This is a genomic window from Klebsiella variicola (genome assembly GCF_000828055.2).
Taxonomy (GTDB): domain Bacteria; phylum Pseudomonadota; class Gammaproteobacteria; order Enterobacterales; family Enterobacteriaceae; genus Klebsiella; species Klebsiella variicola.
On sequence record NZ_CP010523.2, the window covers coordinates 692,139 to 712,804 of the forward strand.

Consider the following 20,666-nt stretch of genomic DNA (forward strand, 5'->3'; position numbering starts at 1 on the left):
GAAACAGGCCGACGTCACGTCGGCCTGCCTTTCTGACTACTCCATACTTTTACACAGCGAGCAGATGGCTCCCTGATGCTTGTGTGAGTGCATCACATCCGGGCGCTCGTACTCTTCCTCACAGCTAACGCATTGATACACGGTGGTGGAGGCGTTCCCCGCCGCGTCATAGCGCGGCTCGGCGATGCCGTCATCCACCTGCTTAATATAGTAGCGCCCGCGGGTAAGGAGTCCCATCAGCGGGGTCATGACAAAGGCGACGACCAGCGCAATCAGCGGCGAGAACGGCGCCAGCGTCGCGCCCAGCAGGCCGAAGAAGGCGCAGATCGACAGCCCGGCGGCCAGACCAAAGGAGACCACGCCTACCGGGTTAACGTTGTAGATCATGCCGCGACGATACTCCGGCTGCGCCGGCGCCAGCTTGAGCAAGCCTTTATTAAAGGTGATGTCGGTCGCCACCACCACGACCCAGGCGATGGCGAAGTTGGAGTAAAAGCCGAGGATCCACGACAAGGCGCTGAACATATCGCCTTCCATCAGCGCCAGGGCAATCGCCAGGTTGACTACCACAAAAATAATCCGTCCCGGATAGCGTTTGGTGGTGCGGGTCCAGGCGCTGGTCCACGCCAGCGAGCCGGAGTAGGCATTGGTGACGTTAATTTTGATCTGCGAGATCACCACCAGCACCACCGCCAGCGTCAGGGCCAGCCAGCCGGGCACCAGGTTATCGAAGACGCTGACGAACTGCTGCACCGGTTCGGTATTGTGCACCGCCGGGAAACGGGTCAACAGATAGAAGCCGAGGAAGGCGCCGATGATCTGTTTGATCGCGCCTAACACCACCCAGCCCGGGCCGGCGGAAAAGACCGCCAGCCACCAGCTTTTACGGTTCTCCGCGGTCTTAGGCGGCATAAAGCGCAGGTAATCAATTTGCTCGCCAATCTGCATGATCAGCGACAGGCATACCCCGGCGCCGAGCATGATGGCGGTGATATCCACCGTCGACGCGCTGTTTTTACCGGCGAAATGCAGGAAGCCGTCCACCAGCTGCGGATCTTTGACAATCAGCCACACCACCGGCACCACCATCAGCACCAGCCACAGCGGGGTGGTCCATACCTGCAGGCGGGTCAGGGCTTTCATGCCATAGACCACCAGCGGGAGCACCATCAGGGTGGCGATCAGATACCCCACCCACAGCGGGATCCCGAGGCCCACCAGCAGCCCCTGGGCCATGATCGAGCCTTCGAGGGCGAAGAAGATAAAGGTGAAGCCGGCAAAAATAATGCTGGTGATCACCGAGCCGAAATAGCCGAAGCCGGCGCTGCGGGTGATCAGGTCAAGGTCAATGTTGTAGCGCGCGGCGGTGATCGCCAGCGGAATGCCGGTGAGGAAGATCACCAGCGCCGCCACCAGGATCGAATAGATGGCGTTGCTGGTGCCCCAGGCCATACCGATGCTGGCGCCGATGGAAAAGTCGGCCAGGTAGGCGATGCCGCCCAGCGCCGTGACCGCGACGACGCCCGGTCCCCAGCGGCGGAAGCTCAGCGGGGCATAACGTAAGGTGTAATCTTCTAAGGTTTCCCGGGAGCCGGAAGTCCGCGTTGTCGCAGGTAATTCAGGGTTGAGATCCAGTGATGACATAGTCATTCCTTAATGGTTAGGCATGACTTGAATTAGCAAACCTTATGCCATATTGCAGGGCAGGCGTGGCGGGGAGGATGGTGCAGGGTGATAGAAGAGAGAGCAGGGGCTGCACCATCCGGACGCGCCTGCGCCCGGCTGGTGCAACAGGCCTATTTGCCGAGCATGCCTTTGTCTTCAAGGAAGGCGATAATGGTGCTCAGGCCGTCGCCCTGCTTCAGGTTGGTGAAGGTCCATGGGCGATCGCCGCGCATACGCTGGGTATCGCTCGCCATCACTTCCAGCGACGCGCCCACATAGGGGGCAAGGTCGGTTTTATTGATCACCAGGAAATCGGATTTGGTGATCCCCGGCCCGCCTTTGCGCGGGATCTTTTCCCCTTCGGCCACATCGATGACGTAGATGGTCAGATCCGCCAGCTCCGGGCTGAAGGTGGCGCTTAGGTTGTCGCCGCCGCTTTCCACGAAGATAAGGTCGAGGTTACCGAACTTTTCACTCAGCGCTTCCACGGCGGCGAGGTTCATTGAGGCATCTTCGCGGATCGCCGTATGCGGGCAGCCGCCGGTTTCCACACCGACGATGCGTTCAGGCGCCAGCGCGCCCGCTTCGGTGAGGATGCGCTGATCTTCTTTGGTATAGATGTCGTTAGTGACCACCGCCAGCTGCCAGGTATCACGCATCGCTTTGCACAGCGCTTCCAGCAGAGCGGTTTTACCGGAGCCGACCGGGCCGCCGACGCCGACGCGCAGCGGGTGTTTATAAGAGTTCATGGCTTCTCCTAGGAACGGAATAATCGAGAGTATTGGGTTTCATGCCGGGCCGAGGCGATAGCGGCGAGCGGGGTGGCCGATCCGATATCGCCGTCCGGCGCGGCCAGCGCGCGGGGCATCTCGGCCGCGTAGTGGTCGCAAAGACGTAAAATCAGCTGCTGGGCGGCCTGCTGACCGAAGGGCACCAGCTTGACGCCGGCCATCACGGCGCTCTCAATCCAGCTGTAGCCCAGGCTGAGGGCCATCTCGGGCAGCGCGATGCGCCAGCGCACGCCGAGCCAGGCCATCCCGGCGAGCTGGCTTTGCTGGCACAGCGTGCGCCACGCCGGCGGACAGTCCGGCTGCCAGTCGCTCAGCAGACGGACAAACGCCGCGCCGCGGTTGCGCTCTTCCTCCCGCAGTTCACGAGTTTCCCGGCAGGCCAGCAGATAGGCGGTCCAGCGCTGGGCCGCAGCGATATCGCCTTGTTCGCAGGCGCGGTACAGGCGGGCGAACAGCGGCAGGTCAACGGTAAAAAAGCCTTCCGTCATCTGGCGTCGCTGCCAGCGCTCGAAAGCCGCGACGTCCGGCACCCAGCCGGCTTCCACAGCCCACTCCAGCCCCTGGGACCAGCTGTAACCGCCTACCGGCAGGTTGCTGCTGGCCAGCTGCATCAGCCGCAGGCGTTGTTCCGCTGTCGACATGCTAGTGGCTGTGAGCGTGGTGGGCATGATGAGCATGATGATGACCGTGGCTTTCGCTGGCGTAAGCGCCGGCTTCCGGCTCGAACGGCAACTGGCCAAAGGTCACCGTCAGGCCGAACTGGCGCAGCATATCGTCCAGCACGTGATCGTGATGGTAGCGCAGCTCGCCCGGCATGATCTGCAGCGGCACGTGACGGTTGCCGAGGTGGTAGCAGGCCTTCGCCAGCATAAACGGATCGTCGCAGCGCACTACCGACACCCCTTCATCAGCGGCAATCACCTGCACAAACTCGGAGCCTTCTTCGTTGCTGAGCACATCGCCGCCGCGCAGCAGCAGGCCGCGGGGCAGCAGCAGACCGGCTTCCCGGCCATCGTTGAGGGTGACCTTAACCCGGCTTTTGACGCGAACGTCAATCGGCAGCGTAACGCTGGCGGTCGCGGCGGCGGGGGTCTCCAGACGTTGAGTTAAATAAAGCATCCGCTCTCCTTAAAACAGAAAATATCGTTGCGCCATCGGCAGAACGTCTGCCGGCTCGCTGGTGATGAGTTCGCCATCCACCCGCACCTCATAAGTCTGCGCGTCGACGGTGATGTTAGGCTGCAGGCTGTTGTGCACCATGTCGGCTTTCTGCACCGTACGGCAGCCTTTTACCACGGCGATCGCGCTGCGCAGGTTCAGCCGTTCGGCAACGCCGTTGTCCGCCGCCGCCTGCGACAGGAAGGTGAGGCGGCAGTGATGGCGGGCGCTGCCCAGGGCGCCAAACATCGGACGGTAGTGCACCGGCTGCGGGGTCGGAATCGAGGCATTGATATCGCCCATCGGCGCGATGGCGATCATGCCGCCTTTGATCACGGTGGCCGGTTTCACACCAAAGAAGGCTGGTGACCAAACTACGAGGTCCGCCAGCTTACCCACCTCAATGGATCCGACTTCGTGCGCGATGCCGTGGGTCAGCGCCGGGTTGATAGTGTATTTGGCGATGTAGCGCTTCACACGGAAGTTGTCGTTATCCCCGGTCTCTTCCGCCAGCGCTCCGCGCTGCACCTTCATGCGGTGCGCCACCTGCCAGGTGCGGAGGACCACTTCCCCGACGCGACCCATGGCCTGCGAATCGGAGGAGGTGAGCGAGAAGGCGCCGAGGTCGTGCAGCACGTCTTCCGCGGCGATGGTTTCCCGGCGAATGCGCGATTCGGCAAAGGCCACGTCCTCAGCAATGTCCGGGTCCAGATGGTGGCAGACCATCAGCATATCGAGATGTTCATCGATGGTGTTGAGGGTGTAGGGCAGCGTTGGGTTGGTGGACGACGGTAAAATGTTCGGGTGGGCGCAGGCGGTGATGATGTCCGGCGCATGGCCGCCGCCGGCCCCTTCGGTATGGAAGGTGTGAATAGTGCGCCCGCCGATGGCGGCGAGGGTATCTTCCACAAAACCGGACTCATTGAGGGTGTCGCTGTGCAGGGCGACCTGAATATCCATTTCATCGGCGACGGTTAACGCACAGTCGATCGCCGCCGGGGTGGCGCCCCAGTCCTCATGAATTTTCAGGCCAATGACGCCCGCCGCCACCTGCTCGCGCAGGGCATCCGGCTGAGAAACGTTGCCCTTGCCCAGCAGGCCGATATTGACCGGCAGGCTGTCGGCCGCCTGCAGCATGCGTGAGATATACCAGGGGCCCGGGGTGCAGGTGGTGGCATGGGTGCCCGCGGCCGGGCCGGTGCCGCCGCCGACCATGGTGGTCACGCCGGAGACCAGCGCCTCTTCCGCCTGTTGCGGACAGATCCAGTGAATATGGGTATCGATCCCGCCGGCGGTGACGATCTTGCCTTCGGCGGCAATCACTTCCGTCGCGGCGCCGATGGGGATGGTGACGTTGGGCTGGATATCGGGATTACCGGCTTTGCCGATGGCGAAGATCCGCCCGTCCTTCACGCCGATATCGGCCTTGACGATCCCCCAGTGATCAACGATCAGCGCGTTGGTGAGCACCAGGTCGACACAGTCGGCGGCCAGCATCTGTCCCTGACCCATCCCGTCGCGGATCACTTTGCCGCCGCCGAATTTGACCTCTTCTCCGTAGGTGGTCAAATCATCTTCCACCTCGATCCACAGCTCGGTATCGGCCAGGCGCACCTTGTCGCCGACGGTGGGGCCGAACATATCGGCATAGGCCTGGCGTGAAATATTACTCATCGTTTGCCTCCAGAGGGCCCATGACCTCGCCGCGGAAGCCGAAGACAGCGCGGTGACCGGCGAAGGCCACCAGCTCGACCTCGCGTTTCTGGCCGGGTTCAAAACGTACCGCCGTGCCGGCCGGGATATTCAGGCGATAGCCAGTGACCTGCTGACGGTCGAACTTCAGCGCCGGGTTGACCTCGGCGAAATGGTAGTGCGAACCGACCTGAATCGGTCGATCGCCGTGGTTCTCAACGACCACGCGGCAGGTCGCCCGGCCGGTATTCAGGCCTATCTGACCGGGCTTAACGTGATATTCACCGGGGATCATGGCGCTACCTCAGATTATCGGGTTGTGAACGGTGACCAGCTTCGAACCGTCCGGAAAGGTGGCTTCGACCTGGATATCCGGGATCATTTCCGGGACGCCCTCCATCACCTGCTCGCGGGTCAGGACGTGACGGCCTTCCTCCATCAGTGAGGCCACGCTTTTGCCGTCGCGGGCGCCTTCCATAATAAAGGCGCTGATGAGGGCCACGGACTCCGGATAGTTGAGCTTCAGGCCGCGGGCCAGGCGGCGTTCCGCCACCAGCGCGGCGGTAAACAGCAACAGCTTGTCTTTTTCTCGGGGGGTCAGTTCCATAACGTTCTCTTAAGTCAGCCAGATTCGGGGAAGTACGGGGGATTTGCCGGTGAGATGAGGGCGCAGAAACTGCCAGACGTCGCGCATCACCTGTTGGCAAATCAGATTATCGTCACTGAGGAAACGCACCGTCAGCAGGCGGTCGGTCAGGCTGGCGCCAGCGTAGAGACCGAGCGGCGCCAGCGCGTCGCGCACCCCGTCGAGCAGGGCATCGGTAGCCGGATAGCACAGCAAAGTGCCGACCCAGGGACATTCGGCGACGCTGGACAGCTCTCCCTCCTGCAGGTGCAGGCGCTCAACCAGCAGCGGTATCTCATCCACCCACACTTCCAGCCGGTTGCTGAGGGTGCCGTGGCTGAAGGTTTCACCAATCACCGGGCGGCCAAGGCAGAGCAGATCCCAGGCCAGCAGCGTGCTGGAGGCGCAAAGATGAAAGGTGGTGGACAGCCGGGCATTGGCCCCGGGAAAGAAGATGGCATCCTGCGGGAGCCACTCCAGGGTCGCCTGCGGGGCGAGGGTCAACTGCTGGCGCAATAGCGCTTGCGCACCGCTGCTGCGGTAAAACTTGCTGGCGCCAGGCATGGTTATCAGCGTATGGCAGCCGGGGTCAAGGTGGGCGCTAATTGTCAGCTCATCACCGCCGACGATGCCACCGGGCGGGTGAAGCAGATAGAGGTGACAGGTCTCTTCTTCCGGGTAAAACGGGCGCTGGACGGTCAGCGGGCCGACGTGTTGGGCGCTGGCGAGAACGGTCTTGCCTCCGGCCTGCTGAAAGCGGAGATCCAGCGTAGCCTGCCAGCCTTTTTTGAGTGGTGGTAACACGGTGCCGTGCAATGTTGCGCCCCTGCAAAATCAAGATAAAACAGCAGCAATGAGTATTGATCGGCGGGAGTTTATCCCGGTCATACGAAACGCTTATGTCATTCGTTACCCGGCGCGTCGCGACGGGCGCGAGGGGAAAGCGGTATAACCGCTCCGGATTATTCACCCGGATAATCTTTGCCGTCAATATCCTTATCCGCTGACTGGCCGCGGCGGATAAGGCGGGAGGGCGGGCCCGTCCCCGATGCCAGCAGGCGGCGGAACTTTTGCTTTTAGTTGCCGATAACGCGTTGTTATAAAAGGGGGATGCGGCGATTACCGCGTATCATGACGACGTGGAGCAAAAGTGCGGGTGAGATGGGCAAACAGGCCCGGGGATCCTCCCGGCAGACGGGGCCGGGAGGGGAGATTATTTCTGCTCTGGCGCTTTTTTCTTCTTCATCCGGGTCCAGATTTTGCTCTCCTGGCGGCGCCACAGACGCTGAATGTTGTCGTGATGGCGCAGGAGGATCAGGCAGGAGAGCATCGACACCGGAAAAGTGTACTGCGGTTTAAACCACCAGACGTAGAAAGGCGCGATAAGCGCGCTGACGATAGCGCCAAGGGATGAGTAGCCGCTGAGCAGGATGGTCAGCAGCCAGGTCCCGGCCATCACCCCGGTCAGATCGAGACCGATGGGGGCGATAGCGCCGAAGGCCGTGGCGACGCCTTTACCGCCGCGGAAATGAAAGAAGACTGGCCAGATATGGCCCACGCAGGCGGCAATCGCCACTAACCCCAGCCAGAACGGCGTAAGGCCCAGCGCCCAGGCGCCCCACACCGGGAGCATACCCTTCAGCACATCAAAAATAAGTACCGCTACGGCCGCCCCTTTTCCGCCAATTCGTAGTACGTTAGTGGCCCCGGGGTTGCCTGAGCCGCTGTCGCGTGGGTCGGGCAGGCCAGCAAGGCGACATACCAGAATGGCGCTGGAAATGGAGCCGCAGAGGTAGGCGAGGAGTACCAGTCCAGGCGCGATTGCACTCATAACGCTGTTCCGTTTTGAAAATGTCGTTGTATTCTCTGCATCTGTGGATAATACGCATAATTCGCCGGAAGTGGTATCCGGTTTAGCTAAAAAGCAGGCAGGGCGTGATGGATATTGTATTTATAGAGCAACTTTCGGTAATCACCACCATTGGTGTTTATGACTGGGAACAAACCATTGAGCAGAAGCTGGTGTTCGATATCGAAATTGCATGGGATAACCGCAAGGCGGCCGCCAGCGATGATGTCAGCGACTGCCTCAGCTATGCTGATATCAGCGAGCGAGTGATCGCGCATGTGGAGGGGGGAAAATTCGCGTTAGTGGAGCGGGTGGCGGAAGAAGTGGCCGACCTGCTGCTGGAAACATTCCAGTCGCCATGGGTGCGTATTAAAGTCAGCAAACCTGGCGCCGTGGCCCGCGCGGCAAATGTCGGTGTGATTATTGAACGTGGCCTTAATCTGAAACAAAACTTTTCAGGTCATACTTGTTAAACAAATTGCGTTTATACCGGTCATAGCATCCGGTCATCAGGCAATTTTACTGGCGATGTCCTTCCAGAACGGTGGACGAATCCGTGTGTACTTCCTGTACGCTGCGGATTACGCGCGCTCTGGCTGTCGGGTTGCGCCTGTTGATCGATAATGTGTTCCTGGTTTTTTTCATTTTACTTTTTAAAGGGTTTAATTGAATGAGCGATATACACTCGCTGCTGGTGGCGGCAATATTGGGTGTGGTTGAGGGGTTGACAGAGTTTTTACCTGTTTCCAGTACCGGTCATATGATTATTGTTGGTCACCTGCTGGGGTTTGAAGGTGATACGGCAAATACCTTTGAAGTGGTTATTCAGCTAGGCTCGATACTCGCCGTAGTGGTGATGTTCTGGCGTCGTTTGTTCGGTCTGATCGGCATCCATTTCGGCAGGCCGCCGGAGCATGAAGGCAAAGGCAGCGGTCGCTTGTCGCTTATCCATATCCTCCTCGGCATGATCCCCGCGGTGGTGCTGGGGCTGATTTTCCACGACACCATTAAATCCTTATTTAACCCGGTAAACGTGATGTACGCCCTGATTGTCGGCGGCGTATTGCTGATTGCGGCGGAAGTACTCAAGCCGAAACAGCCGCGCGCGGTCGGGATTGACGATATGACCTATCGTCAGGCGTTTGTCATCGGCTGCTTTCAGTGTCTGGCGCTGTGGCCGGGGTTCTCGCGCTCGGGGGCGACTATCTCCGGCGGCATGCTGATGGGCGTCAGCCGCTACGCGGCGTCGGAGTTCTCTTTCCTGCTGGCGGTACCGATGATGATGGGCGCCACCGTGCTGGACGTCTACAAGAGCATCGGCTTCCTGAACATGGGCGATGTGCCGATGTTTGCCGTCGGCTTCGTGATGGCGTTTATCGTGGCGCTGATTGCGATTAAAACCTTCCTGCAGCTGATCAAGCGGATCTCGTTTATCCCGTTCGCTATCTACCGCTTTATCGTGGCGGCAGCCGTTTACGTGGTCTTCTTCTAAGACCAGTGCCCTCAGCCTTGCGGCTGGGGGCAACGCTGTTCCTTCCACTGCGCCACCGCAGCAATTCTCCGCCGCGTCAGCTCTTCGCGAATTTCCGCCCCTTTAAAGCCCGCCGCCACTACCTCTTTGGTGGAGACAGACTGCGCCACTTCCCAGGCCTCCAGAAGCAGGCGCCCTTGCGGGTAATCGCTGGCCTCGAAACCGGTGCGTCCGCGGACGTCGGCTTCGCTGGTGAGGGCGATCTGCTGCACGCGCTGCGGTTTGCGCCAGGCGTCAATGCTGTCGAAGAGTTTGACGAGGGTTTTCGGCTGCAGGATCGGCAGGGTGTGGATCAAGTCATGGTACTCCGCCACCAGTTTCGCGAGATCGCGGATATCGTTTGGCACCCGCAGACGCGCGCAGAGCTGTTCTACCAGCTTGACTCCCGCCGGGCCATGGCCGTGGTGACGCGGCCAGAGCGCTTTCGGCGTCAGCCCTTTACCGAGGTCATGACACAGGGTGGCGAAACGCACGTCGACATCCGGCGACAGCATCGCGGCCATCGTGACGGTCATCAGGGTGTGCAGGCCGGTGTCGATTTCCGGGTGCCACTTCGCCGGGGCCGGCACGCCGTATAGCGCGTCAATTTCCGGAAACAGCACCTTAAGAGCCTGGCAGTCGCGCAGCGTCTGGAAAAAGACCTGCGGATTGCGGGTGGTTAACGCGCTTTCCGTCTCTTTCCACACCCGCTCCGGCGTTAAATGCGCCAGCTCACCGGCCTCAACCATCGCATGCATCAGGGCCTGGGTTTCTTCGGCAATGCGAAAGCCCAGATGCGCATAGCGGGCAGCAAAGCGCGCCACACGCAGCACGCGCAGCGGATCTTCGCTAAAGGCGGGAGAGACATGGCGCAGCAGGCGCAGGCGAAGATCGTTTTGCCCGCCGTAGGGGTCGATGATCGTGCCATCGGCATCCTGGGCGAGGGCGTTGACCGTCAGGTCGCGGCGCAGCAGATCGGCTTCGAGGGTCACGTCCGGGCGGCATAGCAGGTAAAACCGGTATAGCCCGCGCCGGATTTGCGCTCGGTACGGGCCAGGGCATACTCCTCCCGGCTTTGCGGATGGAGGAACACGGGAAAGTCGCGGCCTACCTGTTGGTAGCCCGCGTCAAGCATCTGTTGCGGGGTGGCGCCCACCACCACCCAGTCTCGGTCTTTGACCGGCAGCCCTAATAGCGCATCGCGCACCGCACCGCCGACCAGATAGCTCTTCACGCCCGATTCTCCCGTATCTGTTTTTCGCAAGATGATACGTAAGTCTGGCAGAGAAGACGAATTAGTTCATCCACCGGTCTTTACGTTTGCGGCTTGGCACCAGATGCGGCAGCACCAGACCCAGCAGCAGACCGACGCCGAGCACGCCGCCGCCGTACATGAACCACTGCATGATAATGGTGCGCTGTTTGTCATCAAGCTGCAGATTCGCCGCATTCACCTTCTTCTGCGCGACCACCAGCTCGTTTTTCAACTTCTGGTTCTCGTCCTTCAGCGCGTTAATCGCGCTGTCGCTGCCGGCGACTTTCTTCTGCATATCCGCCGTGCGCTGGTTCCAGGTGGCGTCGATGTTGTTCAGCTTATCGGTCAGCGTTTTGACCTGGTTTTCCAGATCCGGGACGCGGGTGCGCAGGCTGGGCTCATTGCTCAGCTCTTTCAACGGGATCCAGGCGGTACGGCCATTGCTGTCGCGGACCTGCGCGTAACTGGTGCTGTCGTTCGTTTGCAGCACCGACACTTCTTCCCCGGCGTTGATGGTGCCGACCAGACGATAATTATCGCCCGGGCCGCTGCGAACCCAGGTGTTCAGCTCATCGGAAACGTAGCGCTTTTCTTCTGCGTGAACCGCCGTAGCGGCGCTAAGCGCGAGCAAAGTAAAAGTAATCAGGCGTAATTTTGGCATCAGGTCATCGTTTGGTCATAAAAAGTGGAACGATAGTAGAGGCATCGCCAGAGCGACGCAAAGTTTTCCACCACAATCGGAATCATCCAGGAGGTGGCCCGGCAAAAAGCGCGTTGCATGGCGATTCGCCGCAAAATACTATCTACTGACAAAAAATATCGTCGTAAGTTCGCCGCAATTTGTCGGCGCAGCACAGAAGCGGAAGAATTCAGTCATGGCTCAAGAAATCGAACTCAAGTTTATCGTCGCTCAGAATGGGGTAGAGACGCTGCGCGAGCAGCTCAATGCGCTCGAGGCGAAACATACGCCTGCGGGCCAGTTACTGAACATTTATTACGAAACCGCCGATAACTGGCTGCGTCGTCACGATATGGGGCTGCGCATCCGCGGCGATCAGGGGCGTTATGAAATGACGCTGAAAATTGCCGGCCGGGTGGTAGGGGGGCTGCACCAGCGTCCGGAATACAATATCCCACTGGATAAACCGGAGCTGGCGCTTGAGCGCCTGCCGGCGGAGGTCTGGCCGCAAGGCGAGCTCCCGGCCGCGCTGGCGGAGCATGTCCAGCCGCTGTTCAGCACTGATTTTGCCCGTGAACGTTGGGTGATACAGGAAGGGAATAGTGAGATTGAGATCGCCCTCGATCGCGGCGAAGTGAAGGCTGGCGAACATCAGGAGCCGATCTGCGAACTGGAGCTGGAGCTGCTTGCCGGGGAGACTGCCGATCTGCTGCGCCTTGCGCACCGTCTGCTGGAGAGCGGCGTCCTGCGTCAGGGGAGCCTGAGCAAAGCCGCGCGCGGGTATCATCTGGCGCAAGGCAATGGCGAGCGTCCCGTCACCTCGCTGACGGTGCTGACGGTGGCGGCGAAGGCCAGCGTGGAGCAGGGGCTGGAGGCGGCGCTGGAGAGCGCCCTGGCGCACTGGCTGTATCACGACGAAGTATGGCTGCGCGGCAATGCGAAAGCCAAAGCGGAAATCCTGCTGGCGTTAGCCCGCGTGCGCCATACCCTCGTGCTGTTCGGCGGCATCGTGCCGCGTAAGGCGACCACCCAGCTCCGCGCGTTGCTGAACGACGCCGAAGCCGTTCTGCTGGCCGCGGACACCGCCGACGAGGCGTTATTCCGCACCGAGGTCGTCGGCGCCAAACTGGCCCTGACCGAATGGCTGGTCCAGCGCGGCTGGCGTCCGTTCCTCAACGAGGCGGGAGAGAAAAAAATAGCCGGATCGTTCAAACGGTTTGCCGATATTAACCTCTCGCGGGTGGCGGCCGAGCTGCGCGGCGCCGTGCAGCATCTGGCGGTCGAAGATGCCGCCGACCAGTTGCCGAAGCTGTCCCGTGACATCGACAGCGTCCAGCTGCTGGCGGGCGCCTATGGCGACGCCGTCGCGCCGTGGCTGGAGAACTGGCAGGAGCTTCACCGTGCAATAGCACATGACGATCGCAGCGTCTTTGAATATTTCCGTCGCCAGGCGCTGGCTGCCGAGCCGTTCTGGCTGCATAGTGGAAAACGATAATTTCAGGCCAGGGAGCCCTTATGATGCCGCTTTCTCCGCAATTACAGCAGCACTGGCAGACGGTCGCTGACCGTCTGCCAGCGGATTTTCCCATTGCAGAACTGAGCCCACAGGCCAGGTCGGTCATGGCGTTCAGCGATTTTGTCGAACAGAGTGTGATCGCCCAGCCGGGCTGGCTGAATGAGCTTGCGGACTCCTCGCCGGAGGCGGAAGAGTGGCGGCATTACGAGGCCTGGCTGCAGGATCGTCTGCAGCCAGTCACTGACGAAGCGGGGTTGATGCGAGAGCTGCGTCTCTTCCGCCGCCAGATGATGGTCCGCATCGCCTGGGCGCAGGCGCTGTCGCTGGTGAGCGAAGAAGAGACTCTGCAGCAGCTGAGCGCCCTGGCTGAGACGCTGATTGTCGCCGCCCGCGACTGGCTGTACGCCGCCTGCTGTAAGGAGTGGGGAACACCATGCAATGCCGAGGGCCAGCCGCAGCCGCTGCTGATCCTCGGGATGGGAAAGCTGGGCGGCGGCGAGCTGAACTTCTCTTCCGATATCGATCTGATCTTTGCCTGGCCTGAGCATGGCGCCACCCGCGGCGGCCGCCGCGAGCTGGATAACGCCCAGTTCTTTACCCGTCTGGGGCAGCGGCTGATCAAGGCCCTTGACCAGCCGACGCAGGACGGCTTTGTCTATCGGGTTGACATGCGCCTGCGGCCGTTTGGCGACAGTGGGCCGCTGGTACTCAGCTTTGCGGCACTGGAAGATTATTACCAGGAGCAGGGTCGGGACTGGGAACGCTATGCGATGGTGAAAGCGCGGATCATGGGCGATAACGAAGGCGTGTACGCCAGCGAGTTGCGCGCGATGCTCCGTCCTTTCGTCTTCCGCCGTTATATCGACTTCAGCGTGATCCAGTCGCTGCGTAACATGAAAGGCATGATCGCCCGCGAAGTGCGGCGTCGCGGGCTGAAAGACAACATCAAGCTCGGCGCCGGCGGGATCCGTGAAATTGAGTTTATCGTTCAGGTCTTTCAGCTGATCCGCGGTGGTCGCGAACCTGCACTGCAGCAGCGCGCCCTGCTGCCGACGCTGGCGGCGATTGATGAGCTACATCTGCTGCCGGAAGGCGACGCGGCGCTGCTGCGCGAGGCCTATCTGTTCCTGCGCCGGCTGGAAAACCTGCTGCAAAGCATCAACGATGAACAGACCCAGACCCTGCCGCAGGATGAACTTAACCGCGCCAGGCTGGCGTGGGGGATGCATACCGAAGACTGGGAGACGCTGAGCGCGCAGCTGGCGAGCCAGATGGCCAACGTGCGGCGAGTGTTTAATGAACTGATCGGCGATGATGAGGATCAGTCCCCGGATGAGCAACTGGCCGAGTACTGGCGCGAGCTGTGGCAGGATGCGCTGGAAGAAGATGACGCCAGCCCGGCGCTGGCGCATTTAAACGATACCGACCGCCGTAGCGTGCTGGCGCTGATTGCCGATTTTCGTAAAGAGCTGGATCGGCGCACCATCGGCCCGCGCGGCCGCCAGGTGCTGGATCAGCTGATGCCGCATCTGCTGAGCGAAATCTGCTCGCGCGCCGATGCGCCGCTGCCTCTGGCGCGGATCACGCCGCTGTTGACCGGGATCGTCACCCGTACCACCTATCTTGAGCTGCTGAGCGAATTCCCCGGCGCGCTGAAGCACCTGATCACGCTCTGCGCGGCGTCGCCGATGGTCGCCAGCCAGCTGGCGCGCCACCCGCTGCTGCTGGATGAGCTGCTGGATCCCAGCACCCTCTATCAGCCGACGGCGACCGATGCCTATCGCGACGAGCTGCGCCAGTACCTGCTGCGTGTGCCGGAAGAGGATGAAGAGCAGCAGCTGGAGGCGTTGCGCCAGTTTAAGCAGGCGCAGCAGCTGCATATCGCGGCGGCGGATATCGCTGGCACCCTGCCGGTGATGAAGGTCAGCGATCACTTAACCTGGCTTGCCGAAGCGATCCTCGACGCGGTGGTGCAGCAGGCATGGGGGCAGATGGTCGCTCGCTACGGCCAGCCGACCCACCTGCACGATCGCCAGGGTCGCGGCTTCGCCGTCGTCGGCTACGGTAAGCTTGGCGGCTGGGAGCTGGGCTACAGCTCCGATCTCGATCTGGTGTTCCTCCATGACTGCCCGGCGGAGGTGATGACCGACGGCGAGCGGGAGATTGACGGCCGTCAGTTCTACCTGCGGCTGGCCCAGCGGATCATGCACCTGTTCAGCACCCGCACCTCGTCCGGTATTCTCTACGAAGTGGACGCCCGGCTGCGTCCTTCTGGCGCGGCGGGGATGCTGGTCACCACCGCCGACGCGTTTGCTGACTATCAGCAGAACGAAGCCTGGACGTGGGAACATCAGGCGCTGGTGCGCGCCCGCGTGGTCTATGGCGACCCGGCGCTGCAGGCGCGCTTTGACGCCATTCGTCGCGATATCCTGACCACCCCGCGGGAGGGGACGACCCTGCAGACCGAGGTTCGCGAGATGCGCGAGAAGATGCGCGCCCACCTTGGCAACAAACATCCCGATCGTTTTGATATCAAAGCCGATGCCGGCGGGATCACCGATATTGAATTTATTACCCAGTATCTGGTCCTACGCTATGCCAGTGACAAGCCGAAGCTGACCCGCTGGTCTGACAACGTGCGTATTCTTGAGCTGCTGGCGCAGAACGACATCATGGACGAGGAGGAGGCGCGCGCCTTAACGCATGCGTACACCACCTTGCGTGATGCGCTCCATCACCTGGCCCTGCAGGAGCAGCCGGGACACGTGGCGCCAGAGGCCTTCAGCCAGGAGCGTGAGCAGGTCAGCGCCAGCTGGCAGAAGTGGCTGATGGCTTAACTATAAAATCGGGTGTGCTATTATCGCGCGCAAAGTTTGCGTCTCGCAGGAGAGAGTCATGAAAGTAACGCTGCCGGAGTTTGAACGTGCAGGAGTGTTGGTGGTGGGTGATGTGATGCTGGACCGCTACTGGTACGGCCCCACCAGTCGTATTTCCCCGGAAGCCCCGGTGCCGGTGGTGAAGGTGGAAAATATCGAAGAACGTCCTGGCGGCGCGGCAAACGTAGCGATGAACATCGCCTCCCTGGGGGCAACGTCGCGCCTGGTGGGATTGACCGGGATTGATGACGCTGCCCGCGCGCTGAGCCAGGCGCTGGCCAATGTGAATGTGAAGTGCGACTTCGTCTCCGTCCCGACTCACCCGACCATCACCAAGCTGCGGGTGCTGTCGCGCAATCAGCAGCTGATCCGCCTCGACTTTGAAGAGGGCTTCTCCGGCGTGGATCCGCAGCCGATGCATGAGCGCATTCAGCAGGCGCTGGGATCCATTGGCGCACTGGTCCTCTCGGACTACGCCAAAGGGGCGCTGACCAGCGTCCAGACGATGATCAAGCTCGCCCGTGAAGCGGGCGTGCCGGTGCTGATCGATCCGAAAGGCACCGATTTCGAACGCTACCGCGGCGCGACGCTGCTCACCCCGAACCTCTCTGAGTTTGAAGCGGTGGTGGGCAAGTGTCAGGATGAAGCGGAGATCGTTGAACGCGGCATGAAGCTCATCGCCGAATTTGAACTGTCAGCGCTGCTGGTGACGCGTTCTGAGCAGGGGATGACGCTGCTGCAGCCGGGGCGTCCGCCGCTGCATATGCCGACCCAGGCCCAGGAAGTGTACGATGTCACCGGCGCCGGCGACACGGTGATTGGCGTGCTGGCGGCGACCCTGGCCTCCGGCAACACCCTGGAAGAGGCCTGCTATTTCGCCAACGCCGCGGCGGGCGTGGTGGTCGGTAAGCTGGGGACCTCCACCGTTTCTCCTGTCGAGCTGGAAAACGCGGTCCGCGGCCGGGCTGAGACCGGCTTTGGCGTGATGAGCGAAGAGGAACTCAAACAGGCGGTTGCGGCAGCGCGCAAGCGCGGTGAGAAAGTGGTGATGACCAACGGGGTCTTCGATATTCTGCATGCCGGCCATGTCTCCTATCTGGCGAATGCGCGCAAGCTGGGCGACCGTCTGATCGTGGCGGTCAACAGCGATGCCTCAACCAAACGTCTGAAAGGCGAAACCCGCCCGGTGAACCCGCTGGAGCAGCGGATGATCGTGCTGGGGGCGCTGGAGGCCGTCGACTGGGTGGTCTCCTTCGAGGAAGACACCCCGCAGCGGCTGATTGCCGGTATCCTGCCGGACCTGCTGGTCAAAGGCGGCGATTATAAGCCGGAACAGATCGCCGGCAGCGAAGAAGTCTGGGCTAACGGCGGCGAAGTGCTGGTGCTCAACTTTGAAGATGGCTGCTCGACCACCAATATTATTAAGAAAATACAAAAAGATAGCGATAAATAATCTTTTCGCTATTCACCGGCTTGTACGGTGAAGCATCACGGCCCGCGATGGAGATATCGCGGGCCGTTTTTATTTAATCATGTGGAAAATGATTTAGCGCAATAAATAATCATGTTAAGCGCATTTTTCGTACAAATCGCGTTAAGGTAAGCGTAAATACTGAAGTGAGTAAAAGGCATATGACTGATCAGAACATCCACCGCTGAAGGAGTATGCGCATGAACCATAACGATATGTATTCAATGAAGAATTTTGATTTTTTGGCGCGGAGTTTCGCCAGAATGCACGCGCAAGGCCAGCCAGTTGATCTTCAGGCTATTGTCGGCAATATGGATGAAGAGCATCGTGAATGGTTTTGCCAGCGTTATGAACTTTACTGTCGTCAGGTAAACAGCCCGGCGGAAGCCGCCCACTAAGCCAAACGCAAAACGGGCCCCTGAGGGCCCGTTTTTTACGGCTGCTCTTCGCTGCCAGGCGTCGCTGCCTGGCGGTTTTCGAGGTCATTCAGACGCTGCTCCAGCAGCGCCAGTTTTTCGCGGGTCCGCAGCAAAACCTGAGTCTGTACGTCAAACTCTTCGCGGCTGACCAGATCCAGGCGGGTCAGCTGCGACTGTAGCGCCTGGCGGATTTTCTTCTCAACATCCTCACCCAGATCGCGAAGTCCTTTTGGCATCGACTCATGGACCTGGCGGGCGATTTGTTCAATTTTTTTCGGGTCAATCATGGTGGTTTCCTGCTCGGGTCGGATGATTGATCATTGTAGTGCTAACCAGGCCGCCTATAAACCAGAAATGTTTGAAGCTTATGCATTGCCGAGGATAGTCAATAGCGTTATAGTTATCTCGCTTATTCTCAGGGCGGGGCGAAATTCCCCACCGGCGGTAAATCAACCATCGCGTTGAAAGCCCGCGAGCGCTTCCCGTGACTACGGGAAGGTCAGCAGATCCGGTGTAATTCCGGGGCCGACGGTTAAAGTCCGGATGGGAGAGAGTAACGGCACAGTCGGGCCCAGGCCCGCTCGCGTTGACTTTTGCCGCTAAACCGGCGCTCCTAAGACTGCCCTGATTCTGGTAACCATAATTTTAATGAGGTTTTTTTACCATGAATCAGACGCTCCTTTCTTCTTTTGGTACCGCTTTTGAACGTGTGGAACACGCTTTGGACGCCCTGCGCGAAGGCCGCGGCGTGATGGTGCTTGATGATGAAGACCGTGAAAACGAAGGCGATATGATCTTCGCCGCCGAAACCATGACCGTTGAGCAGATGGCGCTGACCATTCGTCACGGCAGCGGCATTGTGTGCCTGTGCCTGACCGAAGATCGCCGCAAACAGCTGGATCTGCCGATGATGGTTGAGAACAACACCAGCGCCTACGGCACCGGCTTTACCGTGACCATCGAAGCGGCCGAAGGTGTGACCACCGGCGTCTCCGCTGCCGACCGCGTGACCACCGTCCGCGCGGCCATTGCCGACGGCGCGAAACCTTCCGATCTCAACCGTCCTGGCCACGTTTTCCCGCTGCGTGCGCAGCCGGGTGGCGTACTGACCCGCGGCGGCCACACTGAAGCTACTATCGACCTCGTGACCCTGGCTGGCTTTAAACCCGCAGGCGTGCTGTGCGAGCTGACCAACGACGATGGCACCATGGCGCGCGCGCCGGAGTGCATCAAGTTCGCTCAGCAGCACAATATGGCGGTAGTCACGATTGAAGATCTGGTGGCCTATCGTCGCGAACATGAGCGTAAAGCCAGCTAAATAGCGGTTCGCTACGCCCGACCACAGCCCACTTCTTAGTGGGCTGTGTTGTTTCTGCGCTTTAACCGATGCCCATCGTCTGGAGTACCACCAGGCTCAACCCCATGACCGACATTCCGCACAAAACGCCATAGCTTGGGTTGCTTTGCGGATCGATCTCTTTCGCCAGCGGCATCAGTTCATCGACGGACAGTGCCACCATAATCCCGGCCACAGCAGCCATGATCGCTCCCATCACCAGCGGTGAGACCAGACTCCCCAGAATCAGCCACGCCAGCACGCCGCCCAAAATTTCCGCCATGCCGGAAAGCCCGGCCCAGAGCACCGCCTTGCTGCGCGATCCGGTGGCGGCATACACTGGCCCGGCAACGGCCAGTCCTTCAGGAATATTGTGCAGGGCAACGGCGAGGGCCACGCCCATGCCGAGTTCCAGGTTGTTGCTGGCCGTGACATAGGTGGCGATCCCTTCCGGGAAGTTATGCAGGCTGATACCTAACGTCAGCAGAATAGCGGTGCGACGTAAATTACGTGGACGCGGCGTGGCGGGGGTCATCAGATCCTGCGGGTGGGCGTGCGGCAGCAGGCGGTCAAGGCCGAAATAGCCCAGCAGGCCGATGACAAACATCCCGTAACCGAGCAGCGGCGACATGCCTTCGGCGGTCAGCGCGGCAGGCAGCATTTCCATCAATGAAATCAACAGCATGATCCCGGCGGCAAAGCCGAGGGAGAAGCCAAGCAGACGGTTAGAGGGTTTCTGACCAATCACGCCGAATATGGCGCCAATAAAGGTTGCGCTACCGGCTAACAGCGTCAATATTAAGGGTGATGACATCGCTACTCTCCCTGTGAAAATAAGTGCATATGAGTATATTGCCTGAGGATGCGCGTACGGGACACGTCCCTTTACCGCGACTTACATTCAAATTTTCTGACGATCATCATCATGGTTATCTGAGTTTATCCTGGCGCAAAAGCGCGTAATGTGAGCACATCACATTGACACCCTAAGGATATCATCATGTCCCCTACCCGAATGCCCGCGTTGTTTCTCGGCCATGGCAGCCCAATGAACGTGCTGGAAGACAACATTTATACTCGCGCCTGGGCTCACCTGGGCGAAACCCTGCCGCGTCCGAAGGCGATTGTGGTGGTCTCTGCGCACTGGTTCACGCGCGGTACGGGCGTGACGGCGATGGAGGCCCCGAAGACCATTCACGACTTCGGCGGTTTCCCACAGGCGCTGTATGACACCCATTATCCGGCGCCGGGCTCTCCGGCGCTGGCGCAACGACTGGTGGAGCTGCTCTCGCCTGTGCCGGTCACCCTCGATAAAGAAGCCTGGGGATTTGACCATGGCTCGTGGGGCGTGCTGATTAAAATGTATCCGCAGGCGGATATCCCGATGGTTCAGTTGAGCATCGACAGCACCAAACCGCCGGCCTGGCATCTCGAAATGGGGCGGAAACTGGCCTCGCTGCGTGATGAAGGCATTATGCTGGTGGCCAGCGGCAATGTGGTGCATAACCTGCGCACCGCCCGCTGGCACGGCGAGAACACGCCGTACCCATGGGCAGAGTCCTTCAATAACTACGTGAAGGCGAATCTGCAATGGCAGGGGCCGGACGAGCAGCACCCGCTGGTTAACTACCTGGCACACGAAGGAGGCTCGCTCTCCAACCCAACGGCGGAGCATTTCCTGCCGCTGCTATATATCCTGGGGGCGTGGGATGGTGTTGAAGCGATTACGATCCCGGTCGATGGCATCGAGATGGGCTCGCTGAGTATGCTGTCGGTAGTGGTTGGCGCCTGATGATAGTGCGCTCCGGCGATATCGTCGCCGGA

General features: G+C 60.4%; 23 protein-coding genes, 1 pseudogene and 1 riboswitch. Of the genes and pseudogenes, 9 read left to right on the top strand and 15 right to left on the bottom strand.

Features of this window, described 5'->3' with window-relative positions:
- Window positions 1-36: 36 nt before the first annotated feature.
- The 8 genes from SP68_RS03295 to SP68_RS03330 form a co-directional block, all read right to left on the bottom strand.
- Entirely contained in the window at window positions 37-1,644 is a 1,608-nt protein-coding gene (locus SP68_RS03295; protein ID WP_032733830.1) for a purine-cytosine permease family protein, read from the bottom strand.
- A 152-nt stretch (window positions 1,645-1,796) separates the two neighbouring features.
- Window positions 1,797-2,414, bottom strand: a complete 618-nt coding sequence (gene ureG / locus SP68_RS03300; protein WP_002916877.1) for an urease accessory protein UreG — start codon at window positions 2,412-2,414, stop codon at window positions 1,797-1,799.
- An 8-nt stretch (window positions 2,415-2,422) separates the two neighbouring features.
- The gene (locus SP68_RS03305; RefSeq protein ID WP_040968876.1) at window positions 2,423-3,097 is read right to left on the bottom strand and encodes an urease accessory protein UreF; all 675 of its coding nucleotides are present in this window, start codon (window positions 3,095-3,097) and stop codon (window positions 2,423-2,425) included.
- A 1-nt stretch (window position 3,098) separates the two neighbouring features.
- On the bottom strand, window positions 3,099-3,575 hold the full coding sequence (ureE, locus tag SP68_RS03310; RefSeq protein WP_040968875.1) for an urease accessory protein UreE: 477 nt from the start codon (window positions 3,573-3,575) through the stop codon (window positions 3,099-3,101).
- Between the two features lie 9 nt (window positions 3,576-3,584).
- Window positions 3,585-5,288 (bottom strand): urease subunit alpha, encoded by a 1,704-nt coding sequence (gene ureC, locus SP68_RS03315; protein WP_008806533.1) that lies wholly within the window; start codon window positions 5,286-5,288, stop codon window positions 3,585-3,587.
- Complete coding sequence (locus tag SP68_RS03320; protein ID WP_040968874.1) at window positions 5,281-5,601, bottom strand: urease subunit beta; 321 nt, start codon at window positions 5,599-5,601, stop codon at window positions 5,281-5,283. Before SP68_RS03320 ends, ureC begins: the two co-directional genes overlap by 8 nt.
- A 9-nt stretch (window positions 5,602-5,610) precedes the next feature.
- Window positions 5,611-5,913: an urease subunit gamma gene (locus SP68_RS03325; protein ID WP_002916871.1), complete on the bottom strand. Its 303-nt coding sequence runs from the start codon at window positions 5,911-5,913 to the stop codon at window positions 5,611-5,613.
- A gap of 9 nt (window positions 5,914-5,922) precedes the next feature.
- The gene (locus tag SP68_RS03330; protein WP_012540535.1) at window positions 5,923-6,747 is read right to left on the bottom strand and encodes an urease accessory protein UreD; all 825 of its coding nucleotides are present in this window, start codon (window positions 6,745-6,747) and stop codon (window positions 5,923-5,925) included.
- On the opposite strand from SP68_RS03330, the gene SP68_RS25990 reads away from it, so the two are divergent.
- A complete protein-coding gene (locus SP68_RS25990; RefSeq protein WP_012540536.1) occupies window positions 6,737-6,883 on the top strand; it encodes a hypothetical protein in 147 nt (48 codons plus the stop codon). The two genes, SP68_RS03330 and SP68_RS25990, sit on opposite strands and share 11 nt — an antisense overlap.
- A gap of 10 nt (window positions 6,884-6,893) precedes the next feature.
- On the opposite strand, the gene SP68_RS29000 is transcribed toward SP68_RS25990, so the two are convergent.
- Together SP68_RS29000 and plsY are read right to left on the bottom strand one after the other, a co-directional pair.
- A complete protein-coding gene (locus SP68_RS29000) occupies window positions 6,894-6,989 on the bottom strand; it encodes a hypothetical protein (RefSeq protein ID WP_046881937.1) in 96 nt (31 codons plus the stop codon).
- Window positions 6,990-7,144: 155 nt separating this feature from the next.
- On the bottom strand, window positions 7,145-7,762 hold the full coding sequence (gene plsY / locus SP68_RS03335) for a glycerol-3-phosphate 1-O-acyltransferase PlsY (RefSeq protein ID WP_008806530.1): 618 nt from the start codon (window positions 7,760-7,762) through the stop codon (window positions 7,145-7,147).
- A 107-nt stretch (window positions 7,763-7,869) separates the two neighbouring features.
- Here plsY and folB point away from each other — a divergent pair, with 107 nt between their 5' ends.
- A complete protein-coding gene (gene folB / locus SP68_RS03340) occupies window positions 7,870-8,253 on the top strand; it encodes a bifunctional dihydroneopterin aldolase/7,8-dihydroneopterin epimerase (RefSeq protein WP_004150923.1) in 384 nt (127 codons plus the stop codon).
- 197 nt (window positions 8,254-8,450) lie between these two features.
- On the top strand, window positions 8,451-9,272 hold the full coding sequence (bacA, locus tag SP68_RS03345; RefSeq protein ID WP_008806529.1) for an undecaprenyl-diphosphate phosphatase: 822 nt from the start codon (window positions 8,451-8,453) through the stop codon (window positions 9,270-9,272).
- Between the two features lie 11 nt (window positions 9,273-9,283).
- On the opposite strand, the pseudogene SP68_RS03350 reads toward bacA, so the two are convergent.
- Both SP68_RS03350 and SP68_RS03355 read right to left on the bottom strand, forming a co-directional pair.
- Window positions 9,284-10,524 (bottom strand): annotated as a pseudogene (locus tag SP68_RS03350) (multifunctional CCA addition/repair protein).
- A gap of 61 nt (window positions 10,525-10,585) precedes the next feature.
- On the bottom strand, window positions 10,586-11,206 hold the full coding sequence (locus SP68_RS03355; protein WP_008806527.1) for a TIGR04211 family SH3 domain-containing protein: 621 nt from the start codon (window positions 11,204-11,206) through the stop codon (window positions 10,586-10,588).
- Between the two features lie 214 nt (window positions 11,207-11,420).
- Between SP68_RS03355 and SP68_RS03360 the strand changes: the two genes are divergently transcribed.
- Genes SP68_RS03360 through hldE form a run of 3 tightly spaced genes read left to right on the top strand, consistent with a single transcriptional unit; the run spans window position 11,421 to window position 17,069 of the window.
- Window positions 11,421-12,719, top strand: coding sequence for a CYTH domain-containing protein (locus tag SP68_RS03360; protein WP_008806526.1), 1,299 nt, complete (start codon window positions 11,421-11,423; stop codon window positions 12,717-12,719).
- 20 nt (window positions 12,720-12,739) lie between these two features.
- On the top strand, window positions 12,740-15,577 hold the full coding sequence (gene glnE, locus SP68_RS03365) for a bifunctional [glutamate--ammonia ligase]-adenylyl-L-tyrosine phosphorylase/[glutamate--ammonia-ligase] adenylyltransferase (RefSeq protein WP_040968873.1): 2,838 nt from the start codon (window positions 12,740-12,742) through the stop codon (window positions 15,575-15,577).
- 58 nt (window positions 15,578-15,635) lie between these two features.
- On the top strand, window positions 15,636-17,069 hold the full coding sequence (hldE, locus tag SP68_RS03370; RefSeq protein WP_012540541.1) for a bifunctional D-glycero-beta-D-manno-heptose-7-phosphate kinase/D-glycero-beta-D-manno-heptose 1-phosphate adenylyltransferase HldE: 1,434 nt from the start codon (window positions 15,636-15,638) through the stop codon (window positions 17,067-17,069).
- A gap of 77 nt (window positions 17,070-17,146) precedes the next feature.
- Here the strand turns inward: hldE and SP68_RS28105 are convergent, their stop codons facing one another.
- Window positions 17,147-17,296, bottom strand: coding sequence for a hypothetical protein (locus tag SP68_RS28105; RefSeq protein WP_004144536.1), 150 nt, complete (start codon window positions 17,294-17,296; stop codon window positions 17,147-17,149).
- Between SP68_RS28105 and glgS the strand changes: the two genes are divergently transcribed.
- Window positions 17,288-17,485: a cell surface composition regulator GlgS gene (gene glgS, locus SP68_RS03375; protein ID WP_004205248.1), complete on the top strand. Its 198-nt coding sequence runs from the start codon at window positions 17,288-17,290 to the stop codon at window positions 17,483-17,485. The genes SP68_RS28105 and glgS overlap by 9 nt on opposite strands.
- A gap of 35 nt (window positions 17,486-17,520) precedes the next feature.
- Here the strand turns inward: glgS and ubiK are convergent, their stop codons facing one another.
- Window positions 17,521-17,793, bottom strand: a complete 273-nt coding sequence (gene ubiK, locus SP68_RS03380) for a ubiquinone biosynthesis accessory factor UbiK (protein ID WP_008806522.1) — start codon at window positions 17,791-17,793, stop codon at window positions 17,521-17,523.
- A gap of 120 nt (window positions 17,794-17,913) precedes the next feature.
- Window positions 17,914-18,065: riboswitch (FMN riboswitch) on the top strand.
- 105 nt (window positions 18,066-18,170) lie between these two features.
- Here ubiK and ribB point away from each other — a divergent pair.
- On the top strand, window positions 18,171-18,824 hold the full coding sequence (ribB, locus tag SP68_RS03385; protein WP_004174356.1) for a 3,4-dihydroxy-2-butanone-4-phosphate synthase: 654 nt from the start codon (window positions 18,171-18,173) through the stop codon (window positions 18,822-18,824).
- Between the two features lie 61 nt (window positions 18,825-18,885).
- Here the strand turns inward: ribB and zupT are convergent, their stop codons facing one another.
- On the bottom strand, window positions 18,886-19,656 hold the full coding sequence (gene zupT, locus SP68_RS03390) for a zinc transporter ZupT (RefSeq protein ID WP_008806521.1): 771 nt from the start codon (window positions 19,654-19,656) through the stop codon (window positions 18,886-18,888).
- Window positions 19,657-19,842: 186 nt separating this feature from the next.
- Here zupT and ygiD point away from each other — a divergent pair, with 186 nt between their 5' ends.
- On the top strand, window positions 19,843-20,634 hold the full coding sequence (ygiD, locus tag SP68_RS03395) for a 4,5-DOPA-extradiol-dioxygenase (RefSeq protein ID WP_008806520.1): 792 nt from the start codon (window positions 19,843-19,845) through the stop codon (window positions 20,632-20,634).
- The last annotated feature ends 32 nt before the right edge of the window (window positions 20,635-20,666 follow it).

Excerpts from the sequence above, each read along its gene's own strand:
- SP68_RS28105 (WP_004144536.1), bottom strand. The coding sequence starts at position 17,296 with ATGGTTCATGCGCATACTCCTTCAGCGGTGGATGTTCTGATCAGTCAT.
- SP68_RS03325 (WP_002916871.1), bottom strand. The coding sequence starts at position 5,913 with ATGGAACTGACCCCCCGAGAAAAAGACAAGCTGTTGCTGTTTACCGCC.
- ureG (WP_002916877.1), bottom strand. The coding sequence starts at position 2,414 with ATGAACTCTTATAAACACCCGCTGCGCGTCGGCGTCGGCGGCCCGGTC.
- plsY (WP_008806530.1), bottom strand. The coding sequence starts at position 7,762 with ATGAGTGCAATCGCGCCTGGACTGGTACTCCTCGCCTACCTCTGCGGC.
- ubiK (WP_008806522.1), bottom strand. The coding sequence starts at position 17,793 with ATGATTGACCCGAAAAAAATTGAACAAATCGCCCGCCAGGTCCATGAG.
- SP68_RS03360 (WP_008806526.1), top strand. The coding sequence starts at position 11,421 with ATGGCTCAAGAAATCGAACTCAAGTTTATCGTCGCTCAGAATGGGGTA.
- ureC (WP_008806533.1), bottom strand. The coding sequence starts at position 5,288 with ATGAGTAATATTTCACGCCAGGCCTATGCCGATATGTTCGGCCCCACC.
- bacA (WP_008806529.1), top strand. The coding sequence starts at position 8,451 with ATGAGCGATATACACTCGCTGCTGGTGGCGGCAATATTGGGTGTGGTT.
- SP68_RS03320 (WP_040968874.1), bottom strand. The coding sequence starts at position 5,601 with ATGATCCCCGGTGAATATCACGTTAAGCCCGGTCAGATAGGCCTGAAT.
- SP68_RS03295 (WP_032733830.1), bottom strand. The coding sequence starts at position 1,644 with ATGTCATCACTGGATCTCAACCCTGAATTACCTGCGACAACGCGGACT.
- ureE (WP_040968875.1), bottom strand. The coding sequence starts at position 3,575 with ATGCTTTATTTAACTCAACGTCTGGAGACCCCCGCCGCCGCGACCGCC.
- glnE (WP_040968873.1), top strand. The coding sequence starts at position 12,740 with ATGATGCCGCTTTCTCCGCAATTACAGCAGCACTGGCAGACGGTCGCT.
- hldE (WP_012540541.1), top strand. The coding sequence starts at position 15,636 with ATGAAAGTAACGCTGCCGGAGTTTGAACGTGCAGGAGTGTTGGTGGTG.
- zupT (WP_008806521.1), bottom strand. The coding sequence starts at position 19,656 with ATGTCATCACCCTTAATATTGACGCTGTTAGCCGGTAGCGCAACCTTT.
- folB (WP_004150923.1), top strand. The coding sequence starts at position 7,870 with ATGGATATTGTATTTATAGAGCAACTTTCGGTAATCACCACCATTGGT.
- glgS (WP_004205248.1), top strand. The coding sequence starts at position 17,288 with ATGAACCATAACGATATGTATTCAATGAAGAATTTTGATTTTTTGGCG.
- ygiD (WP_008806520.1), top strand. The coding sequence starts at position 19,843 with ATGTCCCCTACCCGAATGCCCGCGTTGTTTCTCGGCCATGGCAGCCCA.
- SP68_RS03355 (WP_008806527.1), bottom strand. The coding sequence starts at position 11,206 with ATGCCAAAATTACGCCTGATTACTTTTACTTTGCTCGCGCTTAGCGCC.
- SP68_RS03305 (WP_040968876.1), bottom strand. The coding sequence starts at position 3,097 with ATGTCGACAGCGGAACAACGCCTGCGGCTGATGCAGCTGGCCAGCAGC.
- ribB (WP_004174356.1), top strand. The coding sequence starts at position 18,171 with ATGAATCAGACGCTCCTTTCTTCTTTTGGTACCGCTTTTGAACGTGTG.